Raw genomic sequence first — 19,984 nt, 5'->3', positions numbered from 1 at the left:
AATTGTATAACCATGTAAGCACTCTCAGAAGGAGCTTCCCATGGCTATGCAAAGCAAGTTCACCGCAATCGCCCTCGCTCTCGCCTGCCTGGCCGCTCCGGCCATGGCCGCCGACTATGACTTCGACGGCGCCCTGCACTCCCTGCGCAGCGGCCGCATGTCCGAGGCGTATGGCCGGTTCCTCTCGCTGGGCCTGCAGGGCGACCCGGATGCCGCCCGCGCGGCGCTGTTCCTGGGCCAGAACGGCACGCTGCTGTACGGCGCGATGTGGGAGCTGACCGACCTGGATGCCGCCAGCCTGCGCGTGGTGTCCGCACGGCCGTCGCTGCGTCCCCAGCCTCAGCCCGATTCCGCGGGCTACGACGCGACGGGCATCAGCCAGCGCCCTATTCCCGCCGACACGGTCGCCGGCCGGTAAGCAATCCGCGGAGCCCGCGGGCTCCTAGATCTCCACCTTGCTGCCCAACTCCACCACGGAGTTGTTGGGCAGGTTCAGGAAGTCCGCCGCCGCGCTGGCGTTGTGGTGCATCTGGGCAAACAGCTTCTCGCGCCAGGATGCCATGCCGCCGCCGATGGTGGGCACCACGGTGTCGCGCGACAGGAAGTAGCTGGTGGTCATCGGCTCGAGTTCGCAGCCGCGGTTGCGGATCTGCTCCAGGGCGCGCGGCACGTCCGGATCGTTCTTGAAGCCGTAATGCAAGGTGACCTGCCAGCAGTCGTGCCCCAGGGGCTCGATCTCCGCGCGGCGGTCCAGCCCGATCCAGGGTACCTCGTGGTTGCGCACGGTGACGAACAGGTTGTGGTCGTGCAGCACCTTGTTGTGCTTCAGGTTGTGCAGCATCGCGTTCGGCACCGTGCCCGGCTCCGCCGTCAGGAACACGGCCGTGCCCTCCACCCGCGCGGGAGGCGCCTCGAACACCGACTCCAGGAAGCTCTTGAGGTCGATGGCGTCGGAGCGGAGCTTCTCGGTGAGGATGGTGCGGCCCCGCTTCCAGGTCGTCATCAGCGTGAAGATGCAGGTGCCGATCAGCAGCGGGAACCAACCGCCTTCCAGCAGCTTGAGCATGTTGGAACTGAAGAAGGCCAGGTCGACGACGAAGAACCAGCCCGTGGCCGCGATGCACAGCGGCAGGGGATAGCCCCAGCCGTAGCGGACCACGAAGAACGTCAGCGTGGTCGTGATCAGCATGTCCAGCGTCACCGCGATGCCATACGCGGATGCCAGCGCACTGGACGAACGGAACATCACCACGGCGATCACGATGGCCACGAACAGGCCCCAGTTCACCGCCGGCACGTAGATCTGCCCGGTGTCCCGCACGCTGGTGTGTTCGACGTTCAGGCGCGGCAGGTAGCCCAGCTGCACGACCTGCTTGGTGACGCTGAAGGCGCCGGTGATCAGCGCCTGCGAAGCGATCACCGTGGCCATGGTGGCGAGCACCACCAGCGGCAGCAGCGCCCAGTCCGGCGCCATCATGAAGAAGGGGTTCTTGACGGCTTCGGGCCGTGCCAGCAGCAGCGCGCCCTGGCCGAAGTAATTGAGCGTGAGCGCGGGCATCACGGCGCTGAACCAGGCGAGCCGGATCGGCTTCTTGCCGAAATGGCCGAGGTCCGCATAGAGCGCTTCCGCGCCCGTGACGCACAGGACCACCGCGCCCAGGATGATGAAAGTGGTGCCCGGCTGCAGCCACATGAAGCGCAGCGCGTAGTACGGGTTCAGCGCCTTGAGGATCTCGGGGTGCTGCACGATGTGCGACACGCCCAGGACGGCGATGGTCATGAACCACACGAGCGTGACCGGGCCGAAGAACTTGCCGATGCCGCCGGTGCCGCGCTTCTGCACGGCGAACAGCGCGAGCAGCACCACCAGCGTGAGCGGGATGACCCATTCCTTGAACGCGGGCGACACCACCTCCAGGCCTTCGACCGCCGAGAGCACGGAGATCGCCGGCGTGATGACGCCGTCGCCATAGAACAGGGAAGTGCCGAAGATGCCGATCACCAGTAGCCGCTTGCGCAGCTCGGGCCGGTCCTTCACCGCCTGCGAGGCCAGGGCGAGCATGGCAATCAGCCCGCCCTCGCCGTTGTTGTCGGCGCGCAGGACCAGCACCACGTACTTGATCGAGACGATGACGGTCAGCGTCCAGAAGAAGATGGACAGCACGCCGTACACGTTGTCCGGCGTGAAGGGCACGTGCCCGCCTCCGAACACTTCCTTGACGGCGTAGAGGACGCTGGTGCCAATGTCGCCATAGACGACACCGATGGCGCCGAGCGTCAGCGCCGCAAGCGAAGATTTCGAGTTCTGCACGAACAGCCCCGTCCCGGCACAGGGCCACCGGCGGGGTCTTGACTTTAGGGATCGCTATTGTGCGCCCGGGCCAGCGCCGATCGGCTCGATGTTGCAGCGCAGCAACTCGTGCTCGCGCGATTAGTCGTAGCTCTCTGCTTCCGGGTCGGTGGCTTCCAGCTCGTAGCTCGCGGCCAGCATGGCCAGGCGGCCGATCACCCCGTACATATAGAACCGGTTGGGCGCGCTGGCACCTGGCTTCTGTCCGGGCTGAGGTAAGCGCGTACTCTCGGCAAAAGCCAGCGGCACGAAGGTGGAGCCGGGGGTGTTCAGGTTCTCGTCGGTGCCGCGCTCGGCATGCACTCGGTAGAAGCCGCCGACCACGTAGCGGTCCATGGTGTAGACCACTGGCTCGGCCACCGCCTCGTTGATCCGTTCAGCCGTGAGCACGCCTTCCTGGATGATGACGTCGGTGATGGCCTGGCCGGTCTTGCCCAAGGGGGGCTGGCTCTTGGGCCGATCGCGCAGCGCGTCGAGGTCCTTCACGTCGCGCACGGTCATGATGCCCTTGCCGTGGGTGCCGTTGTCCGCCTTGACGATCACGAACGGCTTCTCGTTGATGCCGTATTCCTTGTATTTCTTGCGGATCTTGGACAGCAGCGCGTCCGCGTTCGTGCGCAGGCAGTCCATGCCTTCTTCCTTGAGGAAGTCGAGCTCGCCGCAGCGATTGAACATCGGGTTGACCAGCCAGGGATCGATGCCCAGCATCTTGCCGAAGCGCTTGGCCACCTCCTCGTAGCTCTGGAAGTGCCGACTCTTTCGCCGCACCGACCAGCCCGCGTGCAGCGGCGGCAGCAGGTACTGCTCGTGCAAGTCCTCCAGGATGCCCGGAGGCCCCGCCGTCAGGTCGTTGTTGAGCAGGATGGTGCAGGGATCGAAGTTCTTCAGGCCCAGGCGGCGCTTGGTGCGCACCACGGGCTCCAGCGTGACGCTGTCGCCTCCGGGCAAGTCCACCACCGTGGGCTTCTTGATCTCCGGGTCGATCGAACCGACACGCACGTTGAGCCCCGCCATCCGGAAGATCTTCTGCAGCTGGGCGATGTTGCTCAGGTAGAAGGAATTGCGGGTGTTCTCCGGCACCACCAGCAGGTTCTTGGCTTCCGGGCAGATCTTCTCGATCGCCGCCATCGCCGCCTGCACCGCCAGGGGCAGCATCTCGGGCGTCAGGTTGTTCCAGCCGCCCGGGTACAGGTTGGTGTCCACCGGTGCCAGCTTGAAGCCGGCATTTCGGATGTCCACCGAGCAGTAGAACGGCGGCGTGTGCTCCATCCACTCGAGCCGGAACCAGCGTTCCACCGCCGGCATGGATTCGAGGATGCGCTGTTCGAGTTCGTTGATCGGCCCCGTGAGGGCCGTGATGAGATGCGGAACCATCTGTTCTTCTACTTCGTTGGTTTCCCGTTGCCGTGGAAAGGAGTCACTGCGCGATCCGGTGCCGCCGCGGAACCGGCTTCGCCGGGCCGCTGGCGGCTCCCCCTCGAGGGGGAGGCGCCTCGGGCGTTTCGGGGGTGGGTCATTCCCGCACTTCGCCGTCGCCCAGCACGATCCACTTGAGCGAGGTGAGCCCCTCGATGCCGACCGGGCCGCGCGCATGGAACTTGTCCGTGCTGATGCCGATCTCGGCACCCAGGCCGTATTCGAACCCGTCCGCGAAGCGCGTGCTGGCGTTGACCATCACGCTGGCCGAATCCACCTCGCGCAGGAAGCGCTGCGCATGCTGGTGGTCGCGCGTGAGGATCGCGTCGGTATGGTGCGAGGAGTAGCGGTTGATGTGCGCGATGGCCTCGTCGATGCCCGCGACCACCTTCACGCTGATGATGGGCGCCAGGTATTCCTCGGACCAGTCCTGCTCGGTCGCGTCCTTCAGGTTCGCACCCTGCACCGCCCGCAGGATCGCCCTGGCTTCGGGATCGCAGCGCATCTCCACGCCCTTGGCGGCGAAGATGGCGCCGATCTCCGGCAGGAAGGCCTTGGCCACGCCGCGCGCGACCAGCAGCCCTTCGCTCGCATTGCACGGGCTGTACTTCTGGGTCTTGGCGTTGTCGGCGACCTTGACCGCCATGGCGACGTCGCAGGGATCGTCGACGTAAGTGTGGCAGTTGCCGTCCAGGTGCTTGATCACCGGCACCTTGGCCTCGCGGCTGATGCGTTCGATCAGGCTCTTGCCGCCGCGCGGGATGATCACGTCCACGTGCTCGGGCATGGCAATCAGCCGGCCCACCGCCTCGCGGTCGGTGGTCTGCACCAGCTGCACCGCTTCCCCCGGCAGGCCGGCCTGCGCCAGCGCCTGCTGCACCAGCCTCGCCAGCGCCTTGTTGGATTCGATCGCTTCCGAGCCGCCGCGCAGGATGCAGGCGTTACCGCTCTTGATCGACAGGCTGGCCGCCTCGATCGTCACGTTGGGACGGCTCTCGAAGACCATGCCGAAGACACCGAGCGGCACGCGCATCTGGCCCACGCGGATGCCGCTGGGCTGCTGCTTCATGCCGAGCACCTCGCCGATGATGTCGGGCATCGCGGCCAGCTGCTCGCAGCCGACCGCCAGCGTCTCGACGATGCGGGGCGTGAGTTTCAGCCGGTCCATCATCGGCTCGGCCAGCCCGGCCGCGGTGGCGCGGGCGATGTCCTTGTCGTTCTCGTCCTGTAGCGCCTGCACGTTCGCGCGCAGCAGCCCGGCCAGGGCCCGCAGGGCGTTGCTCTTCTCGGCCGCCGAGGCCGCGGCCATGCGCGCGGACGCTTCCCGGGCCTGCAGGCCCAGCGAATGCATCACTTCGGCGATGTTGAGCGCGTTCATGCCGCCATTATCCCCTGCCCCCCCTTAGGGCAGGCTTAGGCGGGGAATGGCCGGGCGGGGCCGGGCCGGGCCGGCGAAGACGGCGGCGCGCCGACGGCAAGGCACAGGTCCATGGCCAGCTTGTGCAGCGCCTGCCAGCCGTCGGTGGGCCAGCCGGGCGACTTCAGGCCCTTGACGATGCCGTCCACCACGTGCGCGCCATGCAGCAGGTTTTCCAGGGTGGTGGCGGACAGGCGCGGCAGCACCCGTTCGAACAGCTTTTCCTTCAGGCCCCAGACACGCTGTTCGCGCAAGGCCATGGGCAGCGGCCGGCCGGCCGCCATTGCATCCTTCACCCGCTTGAGGGCCCGGATGTCCTCGGACAGCGCGTAGTGCACCAGCACCTCGGCCTCGCCTTCCGCCTGCAGTCCGTCCAGCATGCGTTGCACGCGTGCCACCTGGCCTCCCAGCACGGCCTCGGACAGCTTGAACACGTCGTAGCGCGCGACGTTGAGCACGGCGCTTTCCACCTGTTCGAAGCGCAGTTCGCCCTGCGGATACAGCAGCGCCAGCTTCTGCACCTCCTGGTGCGCGGCCAGCAGGTTGCCCTCGACCCGGTCGGCGAAGAACTGCAGGGTGCGCTGGCCATCCTCGCCGGCGGCCACGCGCTGGCCGTTCTGCGCCAGCCGCTGCGAGATCCACTGAGGCAAGGCATTGCGCTCCACCGGCTGCACCTCGAGCGCGACGCCGTGGCCTTCCAGAGCGGCGAACCAGGCGGACTTCTTCGTCGCGAAATCGAGCCGCGGCAGCAGCACCAGGGTCAGGGTGCTGTCGTTGCCCGGCGCGCCTTCCGCCAGTTGCTGCAGCGCGGCGCTGCCTTCCTTGCCCGGCTTGCCGGAAGGAATGCGGATCTCCAGGATCTGCCTGTCGGCGAACAGGCTCAGCGACCCGCCCGCCGCCAGCACCGCGCTCCAGTCGAAGTGCGCGCCGGCCACCGTGTGCACGCTGCGCTCGGTGTAGCCCTGCGCGCGGGCGGCGGCGCGGATCGCATCCGCGGCCTCCTGCACCAGCAGCGGCTCGTCGCCGTGCAGGGTGTACAGCGGCTTCAGGCCGCGTTGCAGGTGGGGGGTGAGCTGGGCAGGCGCAAGCTGCATGCCGGCAGTGTACCGGCGCGCCCCTGGCTCACGGCTGCGCGGAGGGTCCCGGGGCCGCGGCGGGCGGCGGCAATCCCAGTTCGCGGACCTTCTGCACGGCCACGCGGCGGAACGCCTCCACCGCGCGGTCCATCAGCTCGAAAGAGATGGTCAGCGGCGGCGCGAAGCGGATCACGGTCGCGTGCGTCTCCTTGGACAGCACGCCGGCCGCCGCGAGGCGCTCCACCAGGTCACGTGCGCTGGTGCAGGACGGCTCGATGTCCACGCCGATCCACAAGCCGCGGCCGCGCACGTCGCGGATCAGGGGCTGCACCTCGGCCTGGACCTCGCGCAGGCGCCGGAACAGGTACTCGCCCTTTTCCGCGCAGTGCGCCACCAGTCCTTCTTCCTCGAGGACCTTCAATCCCTCCAGCGCCACCGCCGCGGCCAGCGCGTTGCCGCCGAAGGTGGAACCGTGGCTGTTGGGGACGAACACCGACATCACCTTGTCGTCGGCGCAGAAGGCGCTCACGGGCAGCAGGCCCGCGCCCAGCGCCTTGCCGAGGATCAGCGCATCGGGGCGGATGCCCTCGTGCTCGAAGGCGAACCACTTGCCGGTGCGCCCCAGGCCCGCCTGCACCTCGTCGTCGATCAGCAGGACGTTCTGCGCGGTGCACCAGTCGCGCAGGGCCTGGAAGAAGCCGGGCGGCGGCACCAGCACGCCGGCTTCGCCCTGGATCGGCTCGATCAGCACGGCGCAGGTGTTCGGGGTCGCGGCCGCCTTGACGCTCTCGATGTCGCCGTAGTCGAAGTGCTGGAAGCCGCCGCAGAAGGGCCCGAAGCCGCTGCGGTAGTCCTCCTCGGAGGAAAAGCCGACGATGGTGCTGGTGCGCCCGTGGAAGTTGCCGCGCGCCACCAGGATGCGCTGCTGTCCGTCCGGAATGCCCTTGACGCGATGGCCCCAACGGCGCGCGCACTTGATCGCGGTTTCCACCGCCTCCGCGCCGGTGTTCATGGGCAGCACCCGCTCGAAGCCCGTGACCTCGCTCAGTTTCTCCAGCAGCGGCCCGAGCGTGGTGCCGTAGTAGGCGCGGGACATCACCGCCACCTTCTCCAGCTGGCGATGCGCGGCGGCGACGATGCGGGGGTGCAGATGGCCGTGGCTCACGGAGGAGTACGCGCTCATCATGTCGATGTATTCCTTGCCGTCCACGTCCCAGACCAGGCAGTCCTTCGCGTGGTCGACCACCACGGGCACCGGCGCGTAGTTGCGCGCGCCGTGACGGGCCTCCTTGGCGATGAAGGTCTGCGTGGCGGAGGTTCCGGTGGCATCCATGACTGCTCCCGAGCGGCGTACTTCCAAGATGGGGCCGATGCCGGGCGCGCGCAAGTGCGCCCGTGCAACGTCGGACTGGAAGGTTCCCACCGAAGGACCGGCGGAGCTGTAGGACGCGCTTCGGACGCAGTGCAGGCGGCGCGAGGACGCCTTGCTCAGCCGTGTCTTACAGGCTCTTGATGGCGGCCAGCCGCCGCATGAGCTGTTGCACCAGGTCGGTCTGCATGTCTCGGTACAGCAGCGATTCTTCCGCTTCTTTCGCAAGCACCGCCGCTTCGTTGAAGGTGATGTCCCGCTGCTGCAGCAGTTCCGTCTCCGGGATCAGCTCCTTGCCCTGCGGGGTCCGCAGCCGGAAGCGGATGCGCGAGCGCAGCTGGAACTCGCGCACCTGTCCGCTGGAGTTCAGGCCGACGACGATCTTCTCGCGCAGTTCCTGCGGCAGGTCGAAGATCACCTGGTTCTGCGCGGCAGCCGCCGGCGCGGACGCCGACGCGGATGCCGGCGGGGCGGCTGCAGCCGCCGTCGCCGCGGCCATCGCCGAGGCTGGCAGCACCTTCACCCGGCCGTTGGAGGCGAGCGAACGCGAGAGCTCCGCCGCCAGCGGCGAGCTGGGCGATGCGTTCATCACCAGCACATCGAACGCGAAGTCGGGGGCCTGTCGCAGCTGGAAGCCGCAGCCCGCCAGCAGCGCGGCGCCGCCGAGCCCCAGCAGCGCGCGTCGCTGGATCCGCGGATGCGACCCCGGATCGGCTGCCATCCCGGAGGACGGCGCGGTGTCGGAAGCAAGAAGCTTGGGGGCCATCGCGCTAGACGACCACGTTCACCAGGCGCCCCGGCACCACGATGACTTTCTTGGGCGCCGCGCCTTCGGCGAACTTCTGGAAAGCCTCGCTGGCCAGCGCGATCTTCTCGATCTGCGCCTTGTCCGCGCCGGCCGGCACCAGGATGGAGCCGCGCAGCTTGCCGTTGACCTGCAGCATCAGCTCGATCTCGTCCTGCTGGAGCGCGCCCTCGTCCACCTGCGGCCACGGTGAGTCCAGCAAGTCGCCCAGGGCTCCGTAGCCGAGATCCTTCCACAAGGCATGCGTGAGGTGCGGGGTGGCCGGATAGAGCACGCGCAGCAGGATGCCGAATCCCTCGCGCAACGCGGCGTCGGCGCCGGGTTCGCCCACGCCCTTGAAGTCCTCCAGCGCGTTGAGCATCTTCATCGCGCCGGAGACCACGGTGTTGTACTGCATCCGCTGGTAGTCGTAGTCGACCTGGCGCAGCACCGTGTGGATCTCGCGCCGCAGCGCCTGCGCCTGCCTGCCGTAGCTCGCGGCCTTTTGCGCGCTGCCGGCGCCGATCTTCACGCCGAAGTTCCAGACGCGGCGCAGGAAGCGGTAGCTGCCTTCCAGCGCGGCGTCGTTCCACTCCAGCGTGGCCTCCGGCGGCGCGGTGAACATGGTGTACAGGCGCGCGGTGTCGGCGCCGTACTTCTCGATCAGGTCCTGCGGGTCGACGCCGTTGTTCTTGGACTTGGACATCGTGGTCCAGCCTTCGTACAGCACCGGCTGGCCGTCGGCCCGGGCGGTCGCGGAAATCACCTTGGCGTGCTCGTCGCGCACGATGTCGAGGTCGTGCGCCCAGTAGTACTGCTTGCCGGTGGTGGTGCGCGAGAAGGCCTCGTTCAGCACCATGCCCTGCGTCAGCAGCTTGGTGAAAGGCTCGTCGATCTTCACCAGGCCCAGGTCGCGCATCACCTTGGTCCAGAAGCGCGCGTACAGCAGGTGCAGGATCGCGTGCTCGATGCCGCCGATGTACTGGTCCATCGGCATCCAGTACTGCGTGCCTTCGCCGACCATCTGCCGGTCATTCTTCGGGTCGCAGTAGCGCATGAAGTACCAGGACGAATCCACGAAGGTGTCCATGGTGTCGGTCTCGCGGCGCGCCGGCTTGCCGCACACCGGGCAACTGCAGGCGAGGAAGTCCTCGCGCTTGTTCAGCGGATTGCCGCTGCCGTCCGGAACGCAGTCCTGCGGCAACACGACGGGCAGGTCCTTCTCCGGGACCGGCACCGCTCCGTGGACGTCGCAGTGGATGATGGGGATGGGCGTGCCCCAGTAGCGCTGGCGGCTCACGCCCCAGTCACGCAGGCGCCACGTCGTCTTCTTGTCGCCCAGGCCCTTCTGCTTCAGTGCGTGCGCCACCGCGTCCACGGCCTGCTGGTACGCAAAGCCGCTGAAGATGTCCGAGTTGATGGTGACGCCGCGCTCCTTGTCGGCGTACCACTCGTGCCATTCATGGTAGTCGTAGTGTTCGCCGTCGATGTGGATCACCTGCATGATCGGCAGCCGGTACTTGATGGCGAACGCGAAGTCGCGCTCGTCGTGGCCCGGCACCCCCATCACGGCGCCGTCGCCGTAGCTCATGAGCACGTAGTTGCCCACCCACAGCGGCACCTGCTCGTTGGTCAGCGGATGCGTGACGTGCAGGCCCGTGTCCATGCCTTCCTTCTCGCGCAGCGCGAGTTCGGCTTCGGTGGTGCCCCCCTTCTTGCAGTCCTCGATGAACCGCGCCAGCTTCGCGTTGCCGCGCGCCGCGTGCTGCGCCAGCGGGTGCTCCGCCGCGACGGCGCAGAAGGTCACGCCCATGACGGTGTCGGCGCGGGTCGTGAACACGTACATGCGGCCATCGCCGATCAGCTTGCCGTCCTCGCCGCGAATGTGGTGCGGGAAGGCGAAGCGCACGCCCTCGCTGCGGCCGATCCAGTTCTCCTGCATCAGCTTCACGCGCTCGGGCCAGCCGGGCAGCTTCTCCTGCACGTGCTCCAGCAGTTCCGCGGCGTAGTCGGTGATCTTCAGGTAGTAGCCCGGGATCTCGCGCTTTTCCACCACCGCGCCGGTGCGCCAGCCCTTGCCGTCGATCACCTGTTCGTTGGCCAGCACGGTCTGGTCCACCGGATCCCAGTTGACGACCTGGGTCTTGCGGTAGGCGATGCCCTTCTCCAGCATCTTCAGGAACAGCCACTGGTTCCACTTGTAGTAGCTGGGATCGCAGGTGGCGATCTCGCGCGACCAGTCGATGGCCAGCCCCATGGCCTGCATCTGGCCCTTCATGTAGGCGATGTTCTCGTACGTCCACTTCGCGGGCGGCACGCCGTTCTTCAGCGCCGCGTTCTCCGCCGGCAGGCCGAAGGCGTCCCAGCCCATGGGCATGAGGACGTTGTAGCCGTTCATGCGCAGGTAGCGCGTCAACATGTCGTTGATCGTGTAGTTGCGCACGTGGCCCATGTGGAGCTTGCCCGAGGGGTAGGGCAGCATGGAGCACGCATAGAACTTCTTCTTGCGCGCGTCCTCCGTCACGCGGTAGGCATCGCGCGCGGTCCACTCAGCCTGGGCGGCCTGTTCGACCGCCAGGTGGTTGTACTTGTCTTCCATGATGGGGAAATTGTAGGCTGCGCGCCCGTCCCGCCCCTGACCGAGGGCATGCGGCCTCCGGCCTGGGATCGCGACGCCGCCTATTGCGCCGGTTCGGCCACGAAACCGATGCGCGAGAGGCCCGCCTTGTGCGCGATGCCCATCACCTCCACCACCTTGCCGTAGGGCACGCCCTGGTCGGCCCGCAGCTGGATTTCGGTCTCGGGGTTCTGCTTCGCGGTCGCGGCGAGCTGCTCCGCCAGCTGGGGGGCGGCGACCGGCTTGTCGTTCAGGAACAGCTGGCCTGCCTTGTCCACCACCAGCGTCACGAACCGCGGCGCGTCACCCGGCTGCGCGCCCTCGGCCTTGGGCAGGTCCAGCCGGATGGAGCTGGCCAGCAGCGGCGCGGTGATGATGAAGATGACCACCAGCACGAGCATCACGTCCACCAGCGGCGTGACGTTGATCTCGCTCATGGGCGGCTCGCCCTTGGTGCGCTCGAGCCGGCCGAAGGCCATGTCAGTGCGTCGCCGCCGGCGCGGTGCCGTGCGCCAGCAGCTCGCGCAGGTCGCGCGCGAAGCCTTCCAGGTCGGCCTCGATCCGGCCGATCAGGCGGCCGAAGATGTTGTAGCCCAGCACGGCCGGAATGGCGACCGCCAGGCCGGCCGCCGTCATGATCAGCGCTTCCCCGACCGGGCCCGACACCTTGTCGATCGTGATCTGGCCGGCGCTGGCGATGCCGGTGAGCGCGTGGTAGATGCCCCAGACCGTGCCGAGCAGCCCCACGAAGGGCGCGGTGGAACCCACCGTGGCCAGCAGCACCTGCCCGAACTGCAGCTTGTCCAGCACCCGGTGCAAGGCATTGCGCAGCACGCGGGTGAGCTGCTGCGACTTTTCGCCCGCCGAAGCCAGCGACCCGGGCAGCTGCGCCTCGGTGGCCGACAGCAGCGGCAGCACGAGCGCCTCACGGTCGAACGCGGCGACTTTCTGGTGCGCCTCGGCCACAGACCCCGCCTGCCAGAAGGCCGCGGTGCTGCGGGCGACGTCGGCGGTGGCCCGGTGCAACATCCAGGCTTTCCACAGGATGACGACCCAGCTCGACACGGACATCGCGAGCAGCAGGATCGCCACCACCTGGGTGATCGCGTCGCCCTGGCGGAACAGGCTCATGAAGCTCATGCGGTCCGTCGCCCCGTGTCGGGGCCCGTGCCCGGGCAGGCGGCGCGGATCATTCCCGCAGCCCCAGCACGTCGAACATGTCGAACAGCCCCTTCTGCTGGCCGGCCAGGAAGCGCACGGCGCGCAGGCTGCCCTGGGCGTAGGTGGAGCGGCTGGCCGACTTGTGGGTGATCTCGATGCGTTCGCCGGTTCCCGCGAACAGCACGGTGTGGTCGCCCACGATGTCGCCGCCGCGGATGGTGGAGAAGCCGATGGTCGACGGGTCGCGTTCGCCGGTGTGGCCGTAACGCTCGTAGACGGCGCAATCCTTCAGGTCGCGACCCAGCGCCTGGGCGATCACCTCGCCCATCTTCAGGGCGGTGCCCGAGGGCGCGTCGACCTTGTGGCGGTGGTGCGCCTCGATCACTTCGATGTCGTAGCCGGTCGCCAGCGCCTTGGCCGCCATCTCCAGCAGCTTCAGGGTGACGTTGACGCCCACGCTCATGTTGGGCGCCATCACGATGGCGATGTCGCGGGCGGCCTCGGCGATCTGCGCCTTCTGCGCGTCGGTGAAGCCGGTGGTGCCGATCACGGCCTTGACGCCCCGCTCGCGGCACGCCTTCAGGTGCGCCAGCGTTCCTTCCGGGCGGGTGAAGTCGATCAGCACCTGGGCGTGCTGGAGCCCGGTGGCGATGTCCGCCGTCACCGGCACGCCGCTGGCGTGGCCGAGGAAAGCCGCCGCGTCGTTGCCGATGGTGGGACTGGAGGCGATGTCGAGCGCGCCTGCGAGCCGGCAGTCCTGCGAATCCCGGATCGCCTCGATGAGCATGTGGCCCATGCGGCCGGAAGCCCCGGCCACCGCCACCTGGTGCGCGTCGTCGCCGGCGGGGACGCGCTGCACTGCGCCGGCGACCGCCACTTTCTTGAGTGCCTGGGTGCCCTTGCTCATGTCGCGGTCAGCGCGGCGCCTGCTCGAGCGGAGGGTAGCTGGTGTTCGGCGCGGGCGCCGTGTCCGGCTGCGCCGCCGCGGGCGCGGCCGACTTCGGGAAAGCGCCCAGCTCTGCCTCGGTCGCTTCCAGGCGCGGCACCTTGCCCGGCCGGTTCCTGACCTGCAGGGTGGAGACGAACTCGGCTTCGCTGGGCATGGTGTCGCCTTCCGCGCGCTCCATCATGTCGTCCTTGAAGTAGACGGTCAGGCGGCGCTGCTGGGTTTCGACCCCCTGGCGCTTGAGGCTGAAGACATAGTCCCAGCGATCGTTGTGGAACACGCTGCTGACGAGAGGCGTGCCCAGGATCTGGCGCACCTGCTCGCGGCTCATCCCCTTCTGCAGGGCCTCGACCTGTTCCTTGGACACGAAGTTGCCCTGGACCACCTCGACGCGGTACGGGGTGATGACACTGGTGACGCTGCGGCCGACGTCCTGCATCGAGCCGCAACCCGCGAGGAGGACAACGGCCGCAGCGACAGCCAGCACGGGGCGCGTGTGGCGCGGGGGCATGGCAGGCATGGGAAGGCTTGCGGAAAGTGCAGGCGATATGATCGGGGCATTGTAGCGGCAGCACCCATGGCCAACATCGACGAACTCAAGAGCACGGGGCTGAAGGCCACGCTCCCCCGCCTGAAGATCCTGGATGTCTTCCACAAGGGCGACCAGCGCCACATGACGGCGGAAGACGTCTTCCGCGTCCTGCTGGAGGAACGCTCGGACATCGGGCTCGCCACCGTCTACCGCGTGCTCACCCAGTTCGAGCAGGCCGGCATCCTGAGCCGCAGCCACTTCGAGAGCGGCAAGGCGGTCTACGAACTCAACGAAGGGCAGCACCACGACCACCTGGTGTGCCTGGACTGCGGCCGGGTCGAGGAGTTCTACGACGCCGAGATCGAGAAGCGGCAGAACGATGTCGCCAAGCTCAAGGGTTTCGAGATCGCCGACCACGCGCTGAGCCTGTACGCGCACTGCACCAAGCCGAACTGCCCGAACAAGCAGCAGCGCTGAGCCCCTACGAACCCTTCTCCATGGCGCGGCGATGCCGCTCCACGAACTCCTGGTAGGTGTCCACCCCCCGCAACTGCAGGATGGTGTTGCGCACGGCGGCTTCCACCAGCACGGCCATGTTGCGGCCGGCGACCACCGGGATCACGGCCTTGCGCACCGGCACGCCCAGCACGTCCTGCGTGAGCGGCTCGTAGGGCAGCCGTTCGTATTCGCGCTCCATCGTCTCGCGCCGCACCAGGTGCACGATCAGACGCAGGCGCATCTTTCGCCGCACCGCGGTCTCTCCGAAGATGGCGCGAATGTCCAGCAGGCCGATGCCGCGCACTTCCAGCAGGTTCTGCAGCAGTTCGGGGCAGCGGCCTTCGATGGTGGTCTGGTTGACGCGGTACAGGTCCACCGCGTCGTCGGCCACGAGGCCGCTGCTGCGGGTGATCAGTTCCAGGCCCAGCTCGCTCTTGCCCAGGCCCGATTCACCCGTGATCAGCACGCCCAGCCCCAGGATGTCCATGAACACGCCGTGCATCGAGGTGCGTTCGGCGAAGTGCTTGGACAGGTAGGCCCGCAGCACGTCGATCACGAAAGCCGAAGGCTCGTGCGTCGCGAACATCGGGATCTGCGCGCGTTCGCACATCGACAGCAGCGCGTCGGGCGCCACCTGGCCGTCGGTCAGCACCAGCACCGGCGGCTCCAGCGTGACGATCCGCGAAATGCGCCGGGCGCAATCCTCCTGCGTGGCGTTGGTCAGGTAGGCGACCTCGCGCTCGCCCAGGATCTGCACCCGGTAGGGATGGATGTAGTTGAGGTAGCCGACCAGGTCGGCGCCGGAACGGGCAGCCCGCACCGCCACCTCGTCGAAGCGGCGCTCGGACGCGCCCAGCCCCGCCACCCACTCCCACTTCAGCGTGGACCGGTGGTCTTCGAACAGGACGTCGGCGCTGACGACGGTGGGCTTCAAGCGCGGCGCATCCCGGCTATTGCGGCTGCGCCGACTGCCAGGTGGCGATCAGCTGGTGCAGCTGGCCGGCATCGCTGCTGGCCTTGATCTTCTCGCGCAGCGCGGCATCGCTCAGCAGCTCGGCGATCTCGGAGAGGATTTCCAGGTGCTTCTGCGTGGCCGCTTCGGGCACCAGCAGGAAGATGAGCAGGTTGACCGGTTGCTCGTCGGGCGCGTCGAAGCCGATCGGGTTGGCCAGCTGGAACAGCGCGGCCATCGGCGCCTTCAGGCCCTTGATGCGTCCATGCGGGATGGCCACGCCGTGGCCCAGGCCGGTGGAGCCCAGGCGTTCGCGGGCAAACAGGCTGTCGGTGATCAGTGCGCGCGACAGGCCGTGCAGGTTCTCGAACAGCAGGCCGGCCTCTTCGAACGCGCGCTTCTTGCTGGTCGCGTCGACCCCGACCAGGACCTGGGCGGGCGGCAGGATGGACGCGAGGCGGTTCATGGTGGCTGGGGCGGATTATGCACAGATGACAGTGCGCCGCACCAAAACGTCCGGGAGCTCTCCGCGGTGGACAGCCCGGCAGATAAACAAGGCCCCGAAGGGCCCCGTGGTTCTGCTTTACATCACCCGTTTCGGGGCGTCGCAGTGGTGGTCCTGCATCCTGGTCTTGTGCTTTCCGACCTGCCGGTCGAGCTTGTCGACCAATTCATCGAGCGCGGCGTACAGGTCCTCGTGGGCGCTCTCGGCAAACATGTCGTTGCCCTTCACGTGGATCTTGCATTCGGCGCGCTGCCTTCGTTCCTTCTCCTTCTGCTTCTCGACGGTAAGTAGAACCTTGATGTCCACGACCTGGTCAAAGTGGCGGGTGATTCGATCGAGCTTGGTGGTCACGTAGTGGCGTAGGGCGGGGGTAACTTCGAGATGGTGACCGCTGATCGTCAGGTTCATGGAGCCTCCTGTTTGCACCTGGTTGGAGTCGCGCCGTTGCGGCGCGGGGAAGGAATGCCGGATCCCGATGTCTTGAATTCACTATGCGCGCGGGTCCCGCAAAAGTCCATTGATTTCCCTCAAGGCTCAGAAGCGAATTCGGGCATCGCGCCGGAGGGCGCGCGCAAGTGCTTGCCGCCACTGGAATTTCGCCAACGCTTGCCCAAAAACGAAGCGGCCCGCTGAGGGCCGCCGACAAGCGTGAAAGGCGGCCCGCGGCCGCCTTGACAGGGTCAACGCTTCGTGCTCAGCGCAGGCGCCACAGGGCGGCTGCGTCCAGGGTGTTCCAGCCCCCGGCCTTGGGGTGAGCCTGTGCGCCCGGGCGCTCCAGGTTGGCGTGCTCCACGCGCTCCGCCTGCGGCTTGTCGCGCGGCGTGTCGTTGTGGCGGTTGTTGGACTTCGGTTCCTTGTACATGATCAACTCCGTGCGAGGGCTTAGCTGCCGCTCTCGCTGCTGGGGGTGCGCTGGGTGTTCTGCTGGGCCCCGGCACGCTCGCCGTGCCGGCTGATGAAGGGCCAGGCGTGGCCGCTGCGCGGGCGCCGGGCTGCCTCGGAAGCTTGCTTGGCGTCGGCCGCTGCCGGCCGCCAGTTCAGGCGGCTTGCATTCGGGTCGGTCGCGAGCTGGATCATCTGGGCTCCTTGCGGGATCAATACCGGACCGAAGCCCGGGGCGATGGAGTCAATGTAGGGTCGCCTCCTGGGCCGTGGTGTCGGACGTTCTGGCTCGGCGGTGTAGGATTTGTCCTGCCCCCACCTCTGCGGTGGCAAGTGCCCCCGGCATGAACCCGGGCATCCCGGCCTGACGGGCTGGTGACCGCGGGCTGCCGCCCGAGCCGGGGGCAACGGCAGGCGCGGCATAATCGCCCATCTTTTTCCGGAGACGCTCCTTGGAAACCTACCCCAGTCGGTAGCTTTCAACGCCCCGTGACGCGGTGCGTTGGAAGCACCCAGCCACCGCACAGCCGCACCACCAACGCACGGGACCGGAGCCATGCTCAACATCTTCACGCTCGCCAACGGCCGGCTCTTCCAGGAAGAGATCGAGTCGCTGGAGGAGCTTTCCCGCTTCCAGCCGGTCTGGGTCGACCTGGAAGCGCCCACGCCCGAGGAAAAGCGCTGGGTCAAGCAGTACTACGACCTGTCCATCCCGGACGACGTGATGGACGAGGACATCGAGGAGTCCGCCCGCTTCTACGAAGAGGACAACGGCGACCTGCACATCCGCAGCGACTTCCTGGTGGCCGGGGGCGCCGAGGACACCCACACGGTGCGGGTCGCCTTCATCCTCAACCTGATGAACAGCGCACTGAAGAGCCACGGCGTGCTGTTCTCCATCCACGACGAGGACGTCCCCGTGTTCCGGCTGCTGCGCCTGCGGGCGCGGCGCGCTCCCGGGTTGATCGAGGACGCCAAGGAAGTCCTGTTGAAGCTGTTCGACGCGGACGCCGAGTATTCGGCCGACACGCTGGAAGGCATCTACGATGAGCTGGAAAAGGTCAGCAAGCAGGTGCTGTCCGGCGAAGTCAGCGACACGCTGGCCGGCGAAGCGCTGGAGGCGATCGCCCGGCAGGAAGACCTGAACGGGCGCATCCGCCGCAACGTGATGGACACCCGGCGCGCGGTGAGCTTCATGATGCGCAGCCGGATGCTCAACGCCGGGCAGTTCGAGGAGGCGCGGCAGATCCTGCGCGACATCGAATCGCTGGACAACCACACGGCCTTCCTGTTCGACAAGATCAACTTCCTGATGGACGCGACGGTCGGCTTCATCAACATCAACCAGAACAAGATCATCAAGATCTTCTCGGTGGCCAGCGTGGCGCTGCTGCCGCCCACGCTGGTTGCGAGCATCTACGGCATGAACATGAAGTTCCCTGAACTGGACTGGCTGGGGCCGGCGTTCAGCTATCCCTACGTGGTGGTGCTGATGGTCGCCAGCGCCGCCGCGCCCATGTGGTACTTCCGCAAGCGCGGCTGGCTGCGCTGAGCGCGGCGCCCGCGCCCGGGCGCCCGGCCCGGACCTCGCGCTGCGCGTAAGATCCGAGCCGCCATGGAGTTCGCCGCCCTCCGCTCCGCCGTTCGCACGCGCCGCTTCGCGTGGCTGCTGGCGCTGGCCCTGTGGCTGCCGGTGGCGCAATGGACGGCGGCGACGCATGCGCTGCTGCACCTGCACGCGGCGACCGGCACCCAGGGCGCCGCCGAAGATGAGCGCCGGCAGCCGGCGCAACTGCCGGGCGCCTGCGACCTGTGCGTGGTCGCCGCGGCGATCGGCGGGGCGGCGCCGCTGCCGGACGCGCCCAGCGTGCCGGTGGCGCCAATCGCCGGCAACCCGCCCGAGCACCGCCCCGCGCCCGCGCTGTTCGCAGTGCCGGCCCTGGCCTACCGGATTCGCGCTCCCCCTGCCTTGCACGCCTGAGTCGTCGCCATGCGCGTTCGCGCGTGGCTGTCCTCTTCGTGCAAGGAGACTGCAATGCAACAGGCCATTCGCCGGGCGGGCTTCGTGCTCAGCCTGGCCGCGGGCAGCGCCATGGCGCAGCCCGCTTCCGAAACCCAGACCCTGCGGCGCGAGCTGGATGCGCTGCGGGCCGACTACGAAAGCCGCATCCAGGCGCTCGAGCAGCGCCTGAAGGCCGCCGAAGCGGCGGTCGCCGCGCAGCAGCCAGCCGCCGCCGCGACGACCCCTGTGCCGGCACCGCCGCCGGCCGTCGCAGTGACCCCTGCGCCGGCCCCTGCCCCGGCACCCGCCGTGGCAACGACGCCGGCAGCGAGCGGCGGTGGTTTCCAGCCGGCCTTGTCGCTGATCCTCAGCGGCCAGTATGGGCAGACGCAGCGCGATCCCTCGACCTACCGGATCCAGGGCTTTCCCCTGCCGCCCGACGCGGAAATCGGTCCGGGCACCCGCGGCTTCAGCCTGAATGAAACGGAGCTGTCGCTGTCCGCCAGCATCGATCCCTGGTTCCGCGGCGTCGCGACGATGGCCTTCGCGCCGGACAACAGCGTTTCGGTCGAAGAGGCGTACGTGCAGACGACAGGGCTCGGACGGGGCCTCACGCTGCGGGGCGGGCGCTTCCTCTCCGGCATCGGCTACCTGAATTCGCAGCACGCGCACGCCTGGGACTTCACGGACGCGCCGCTTGCCTACCAGGCGATGCTGGGGACGCAGTACGGCGACGACGGCGTCCAGCTGAGCTGGGTGGCGCCCACCGACCGGCTGATCGAGGTCCGCGGCGAACTCGGGCGCGGTCGCAGTTTCCCCGGCAGTGACCGCAACAAGAACGGCGCCGGAATGGCTTCGCTGTCCCTGCACATGGGGGACGACGTCGGCACCAGCCACAGCTGGCGTGCGGGCCTTTCCTATTTGCGCGCGAAGGCCGAGGACCAGGAAGTGCTGGCCCCCGGCGCCTCGGGCGCGGAGCTGAGCAATGCCTTCACGGGCGACACCCGCGTCTGGATCGCCGACGCGGTCTGGAAGTGGGCGCCGGACGGCAACGCCACCCGCACCAACTTCAAGCTGCAGGGCGAGTACCTGCACGGCATCCGCGACGGCAGCCTGGTGGTGGACACCGCCGGCCTGGCCAGTCCCGGCAGCTACCGTGCAGTGCAGTCCGGCTGGTACCTGCAAGGCATCTACCAGTTCATGCCGCGCTGGCGGGTCGGGCTGCGGACCGAGCGCCTGGACGGCGACAACCCCGACTTCGGCGCCAATGCCGGCCTGCTTGCGGTCGATGCCGGCAACGCCCGCAAGACCACGCTGGTGCTCGAACACAACCCGAGCGAGTTCTCGCGCATCCGCTTCCAGGTGGCCCAGGACCGCGCGCGGCTGGGCATCAGCGACTGGCAGTGGCTGATCCAGTACCAGATGAGCCTGGGCGCGCACGGCGCGCACAGCTACTGAACCGAACGGAGAAATTCCC

21 protein-coding genes are annotated in these 19,984 nt (G+C 68.0%); 5 read left to right on the top strand and 16 right to left on the bottom strand.

The annotated features are described in order from the left end of the window. Positions 1–40 precede the first annotated feature (40 nt). Complete coding sequence (locus AC1DSA_RS23165) at positions 41–418, top strand: hypothetical protein (protein ID WP_477893258.1); 378 nt, start codon at positions 41–43, stop codon at positions 416–418. 24 nt (positions 419–442) lie between these two features. Here the strand turns inward: AC1DSA_RS23165 and AC1DSA_RS23160 are convergent, their stop codons facing one another. The 11 genes from AC1DSA_RS23160 to AC1DSA_RS23110 form a co-directional block, all read right to left on the bottom strand. Next, complete coding sequence (locus AC1DSA_RS23160; RefSeq protein ID WP_477893257.1) at positions 443–2,311, bottom strand: potassium transporter Kup; 1,869 nt, start codon at positions 2,309–2,311, stop codon at positions 443–445. 120 nt (positions 2,312–2,431) lie between these two features. Then, on the bottom strand, positions 2,432–3,724 hold the full coding sequence (gene gshA, locus AC1DSA_RS23155) for a glutamate--cysteine ligase (protein ID WP_477893256.1): 1,293 nt from the start codon (positions 3,722–3,724) through the stop codon (positions 2,432–2,434). A 139-nt stretch (positions 3,725–3,863) separates the two neighbouring features. Continuing rightward, positions 3,864–5,144 carry a glutamate-5-semialdehyde dehydrogenase gene (locus AC1DSA_RS23150; RefSeq protein WP_477893255.1) on the bottom strand — a complete coding sequence of 427 codons (1,281 nt, stop codon included), beginning with the start codon at positions 5,142–5,144 and terminating at the stop codon, positions 3,864–3,866. A 35-nt stretch (positions 5,145–5,179) separates the two neighbouring features. Continuing rightward, positions 5,180–6,277 carry a DNA polymerase III subunit delta gene (gene holA, locus AC1DSA_RS23145; RefSeq protein ID WP_477893254.1) on the bottom strand — a complete coding sequence of 366 codons (1,098 nt, stop codon included), beginning with the start codon at positions 6,275–6,277 and terminating at the stop codon, positions 5,180–5,182. A 28-nt stretch (positions 6,278–6,305) separates the two neighbouring features. Further along, complete coding sequence (gene rocD / locus AC1DSA_RS23140; protein ID WP_477893253.1) at positions 6,306–7,592, bottom strand: ornithine--oxo-acid transaminase; 1,287 nt, start codon at positions 7,590–7,592, stop codon at positions 6,306–6,308. A gap of 166 nt (positions 7,593–7,758) precedes the next feature. Beyond that, the gene (locus AC1DSA_RS23135; protein ID WP_477893278.1) at positions 7,759–8,319 is read right to left on the bottom strand and encodes an LPS-assembly lipoprotein LptE; all 561 of its coding nucleotides are present in this window, start codon (positions 8,317–8,319) and stop codon (positions 7,759–7,761) included. A 79-nt stretch (positions 8,320–8,398) separates the two neighbouring features. Next, the gene (gene leuS / locus AC1DSA_RS23130) at positions 8,399–11,011 is read right to left on the bottom strand and encodes a leucine--tRNA ligase (protein ID WP_477893252.1); all 2,613 of its coding nucleotides are present in this window, start codon (positions 11,009–11,011) and stop codon (positions 8,399–8,401) included. An 80-nt stretch (positions 11,012–11,091) separates the two neighbouring features. Beyond that, positions 11,092–11,508 carry an ExbD/TolR family protein gene (locus tag AC1DSA_RS23125; protein ID WP_477893251.1) on the bottom strand — a complete coding sequence of 139 codons (417 nt, stop codon included), beginning with the start codon at positions 11,506–11,508 and terminating at the stop codon, positions 11,092–11,094. 1 nt (position 11,509) lies between these two features. Beyond that, positions 11,510–12,169 (bottom strand): MotA/TolQ/ExbB proton channel family protein, encoded by a 660-nt coding sequence (locus AC1DSA_RS23120; RefSeq protein ID WP_477893250.1) that lies wholly within the window; start codon positions 12,167–12,169, stop codon positions 11,510–11,512. Between the two features lie 49 nt (positions 12,170–12,218). Next, on the bottom strand, positions 12,219–13,097 hold the full coding sequence (gene dapB, locus AC1DSA_RS23115; protein WP_477893249.1) for a 4-hydroxy-tetrahydrodipicolinate reductase: 879 nt from the start codon (positions 13,095–13,097) through the stop codon (positions 12,219–12,221). A 7-nt stretch (positions 13,098–13,104) separates the two neighbouring features. Then, positions 13,105–13,647: an outer membrane protein assembly factor BamE gene (locus AC1DSA_RS23110; protein WP_477893248.1), complete on the bottom strand. Its 543-nt coding sequence runs from the start codon at positions 13,645–13,647 to the stop codon at positions 13,105–13,107. A gap of 66 nt (positions 13,648–13,713) precedes the next feature. On the opposite strand from AC1DSA_RS23110, the gene fur reads away from it, so the two are divergent. Then, on the top strand, positions 13,714–14,145 hold the full coding sequence (gene fur / locus AC1DSA_RS23105) for a ferric iron uptake transcriptional regulator (RefSeq protein WP_477893247.1): 432 nt from the start codon (positions 13,714–13,716) through the stop codon (positions 14,143–14,145). Between the two features lie 4 nt (positions 14,146–14,149). Here the strand turns inward: fur and hprK are convergent, their stop codons facing one another. From hprK to AC1DSA_RS23080, 5 genes are all read right to left on the bottom strand, one after another. Further along, the gene (gene hprK / locus AC1DSA_RS23100; RefSeq protein ID WP_477893246.1) at positions 14,150–15,100 is read right to left on the bottom strand and encodes an HPr(Ser) kinase/phosphatase; all 951 of its coding nucleotides are present in this window, start codon (positions 15,098–15,100) and stop codon (positions 14,150–14,152) included. Between the two features lie 16 nt (positions 15,101–15,116). Next, positions 15,117–15,584, bottom strand: a complete 468-nt coding sequence (locus tag AC1DSA_RS23095; RefSeq protein ID WP_477893245.1) for a PTS sugar transporter subunit IIA — start codon at positions 15,582–15,584, stop codon at positions 15,117–15,119. A gap of 117 nt (positions 15,585–15,701) precedes the next feature. Further along, positions 15,702–16,031, bottom strand: a complete 330-nt coding sequence (gene hpf, locus AC1DSA_RS23090) for a ribosome hibernation-promoting factor, HPF/YfiA family (RefSeq protein ID WP_477893244.1) — start codon at positions 16,029–16,031, stop codon at positions 15,702–15,704. 286 nt (positions 16,032–16,317) lie between these two features. After that, entirely contained in the window at positions 16,318–16,485 is a 168-nt protein-coding gene (locus AC1DSA_RS23085) for a hypothetical protein (RefSeq protein ID WP_477893243.1), read from the bottom strand. A gap of 20 nt (positions 16,486–16,505) precedes the next feature. After that, complete coding sequence (locus tag AC1DSA_RS23080; protein ID WP_477893242.1) at positions 16,506–16,700, bottom strand: hypothetical protein; 195 nt, start codon at positions 16,698–16,700, stop codon at positions 16,506–16,508. Between the two features lie 361 nt (positions 16,701–17,061). On the opposite strand from AC1DSA_RS23080, the gene corA reads away from it, so the two are divergent. From corA to AC1DSA_RS23065, 3 genes are all read left to right on the top strand, one after another. After that, positions 17,062–18,057: a magnesium/cobalt transporter CorA gene (corA, locus tag AC1DSA_RS23075; protein ID WP_477893241.1), complete on the top strand. Its 996-nt coding sequence runs from the start codon at positions 17,062–17,064 to the stop codon at positions 18,055–18,057. Between the two features lie 63 nt (positions 18,058–18,120). After that, positions 18,121–18,486 (top strand): hypothetical protein, encoded by a 366-nt coding sequence (locus AC1DSA_RS23070; RefSeq protein ID WP_477893240.1) that lies wholly within the window; start codon positions 18,121–18,123, stop codon positions 18,484–18,486. A gap of 54 nt (positions 18,487–18,540) precedes the next feature. Continuing rightward, positions 18,541–19,965, top strand: coding sequence for a hypothetical protein (locus AC1DSA_RS23065; RefSeq protein ID WP_477893239.1), 1,425 nt, complete (start codon positions 18,541–18,543; stop codon positions 19,963–19,965). The last annotated feature ends 19 nt before the right edge of the window (positions 19,966–19,984 follow it).

The sequence above is a fragment of the Ramlibacter sp. P4_H7 genome, assembly GCF_056400765.1.
Note: the sequence above shows the minus strand (reverse complement) of the source record. Positions and strands in the feature narration are given on the sequence as shown.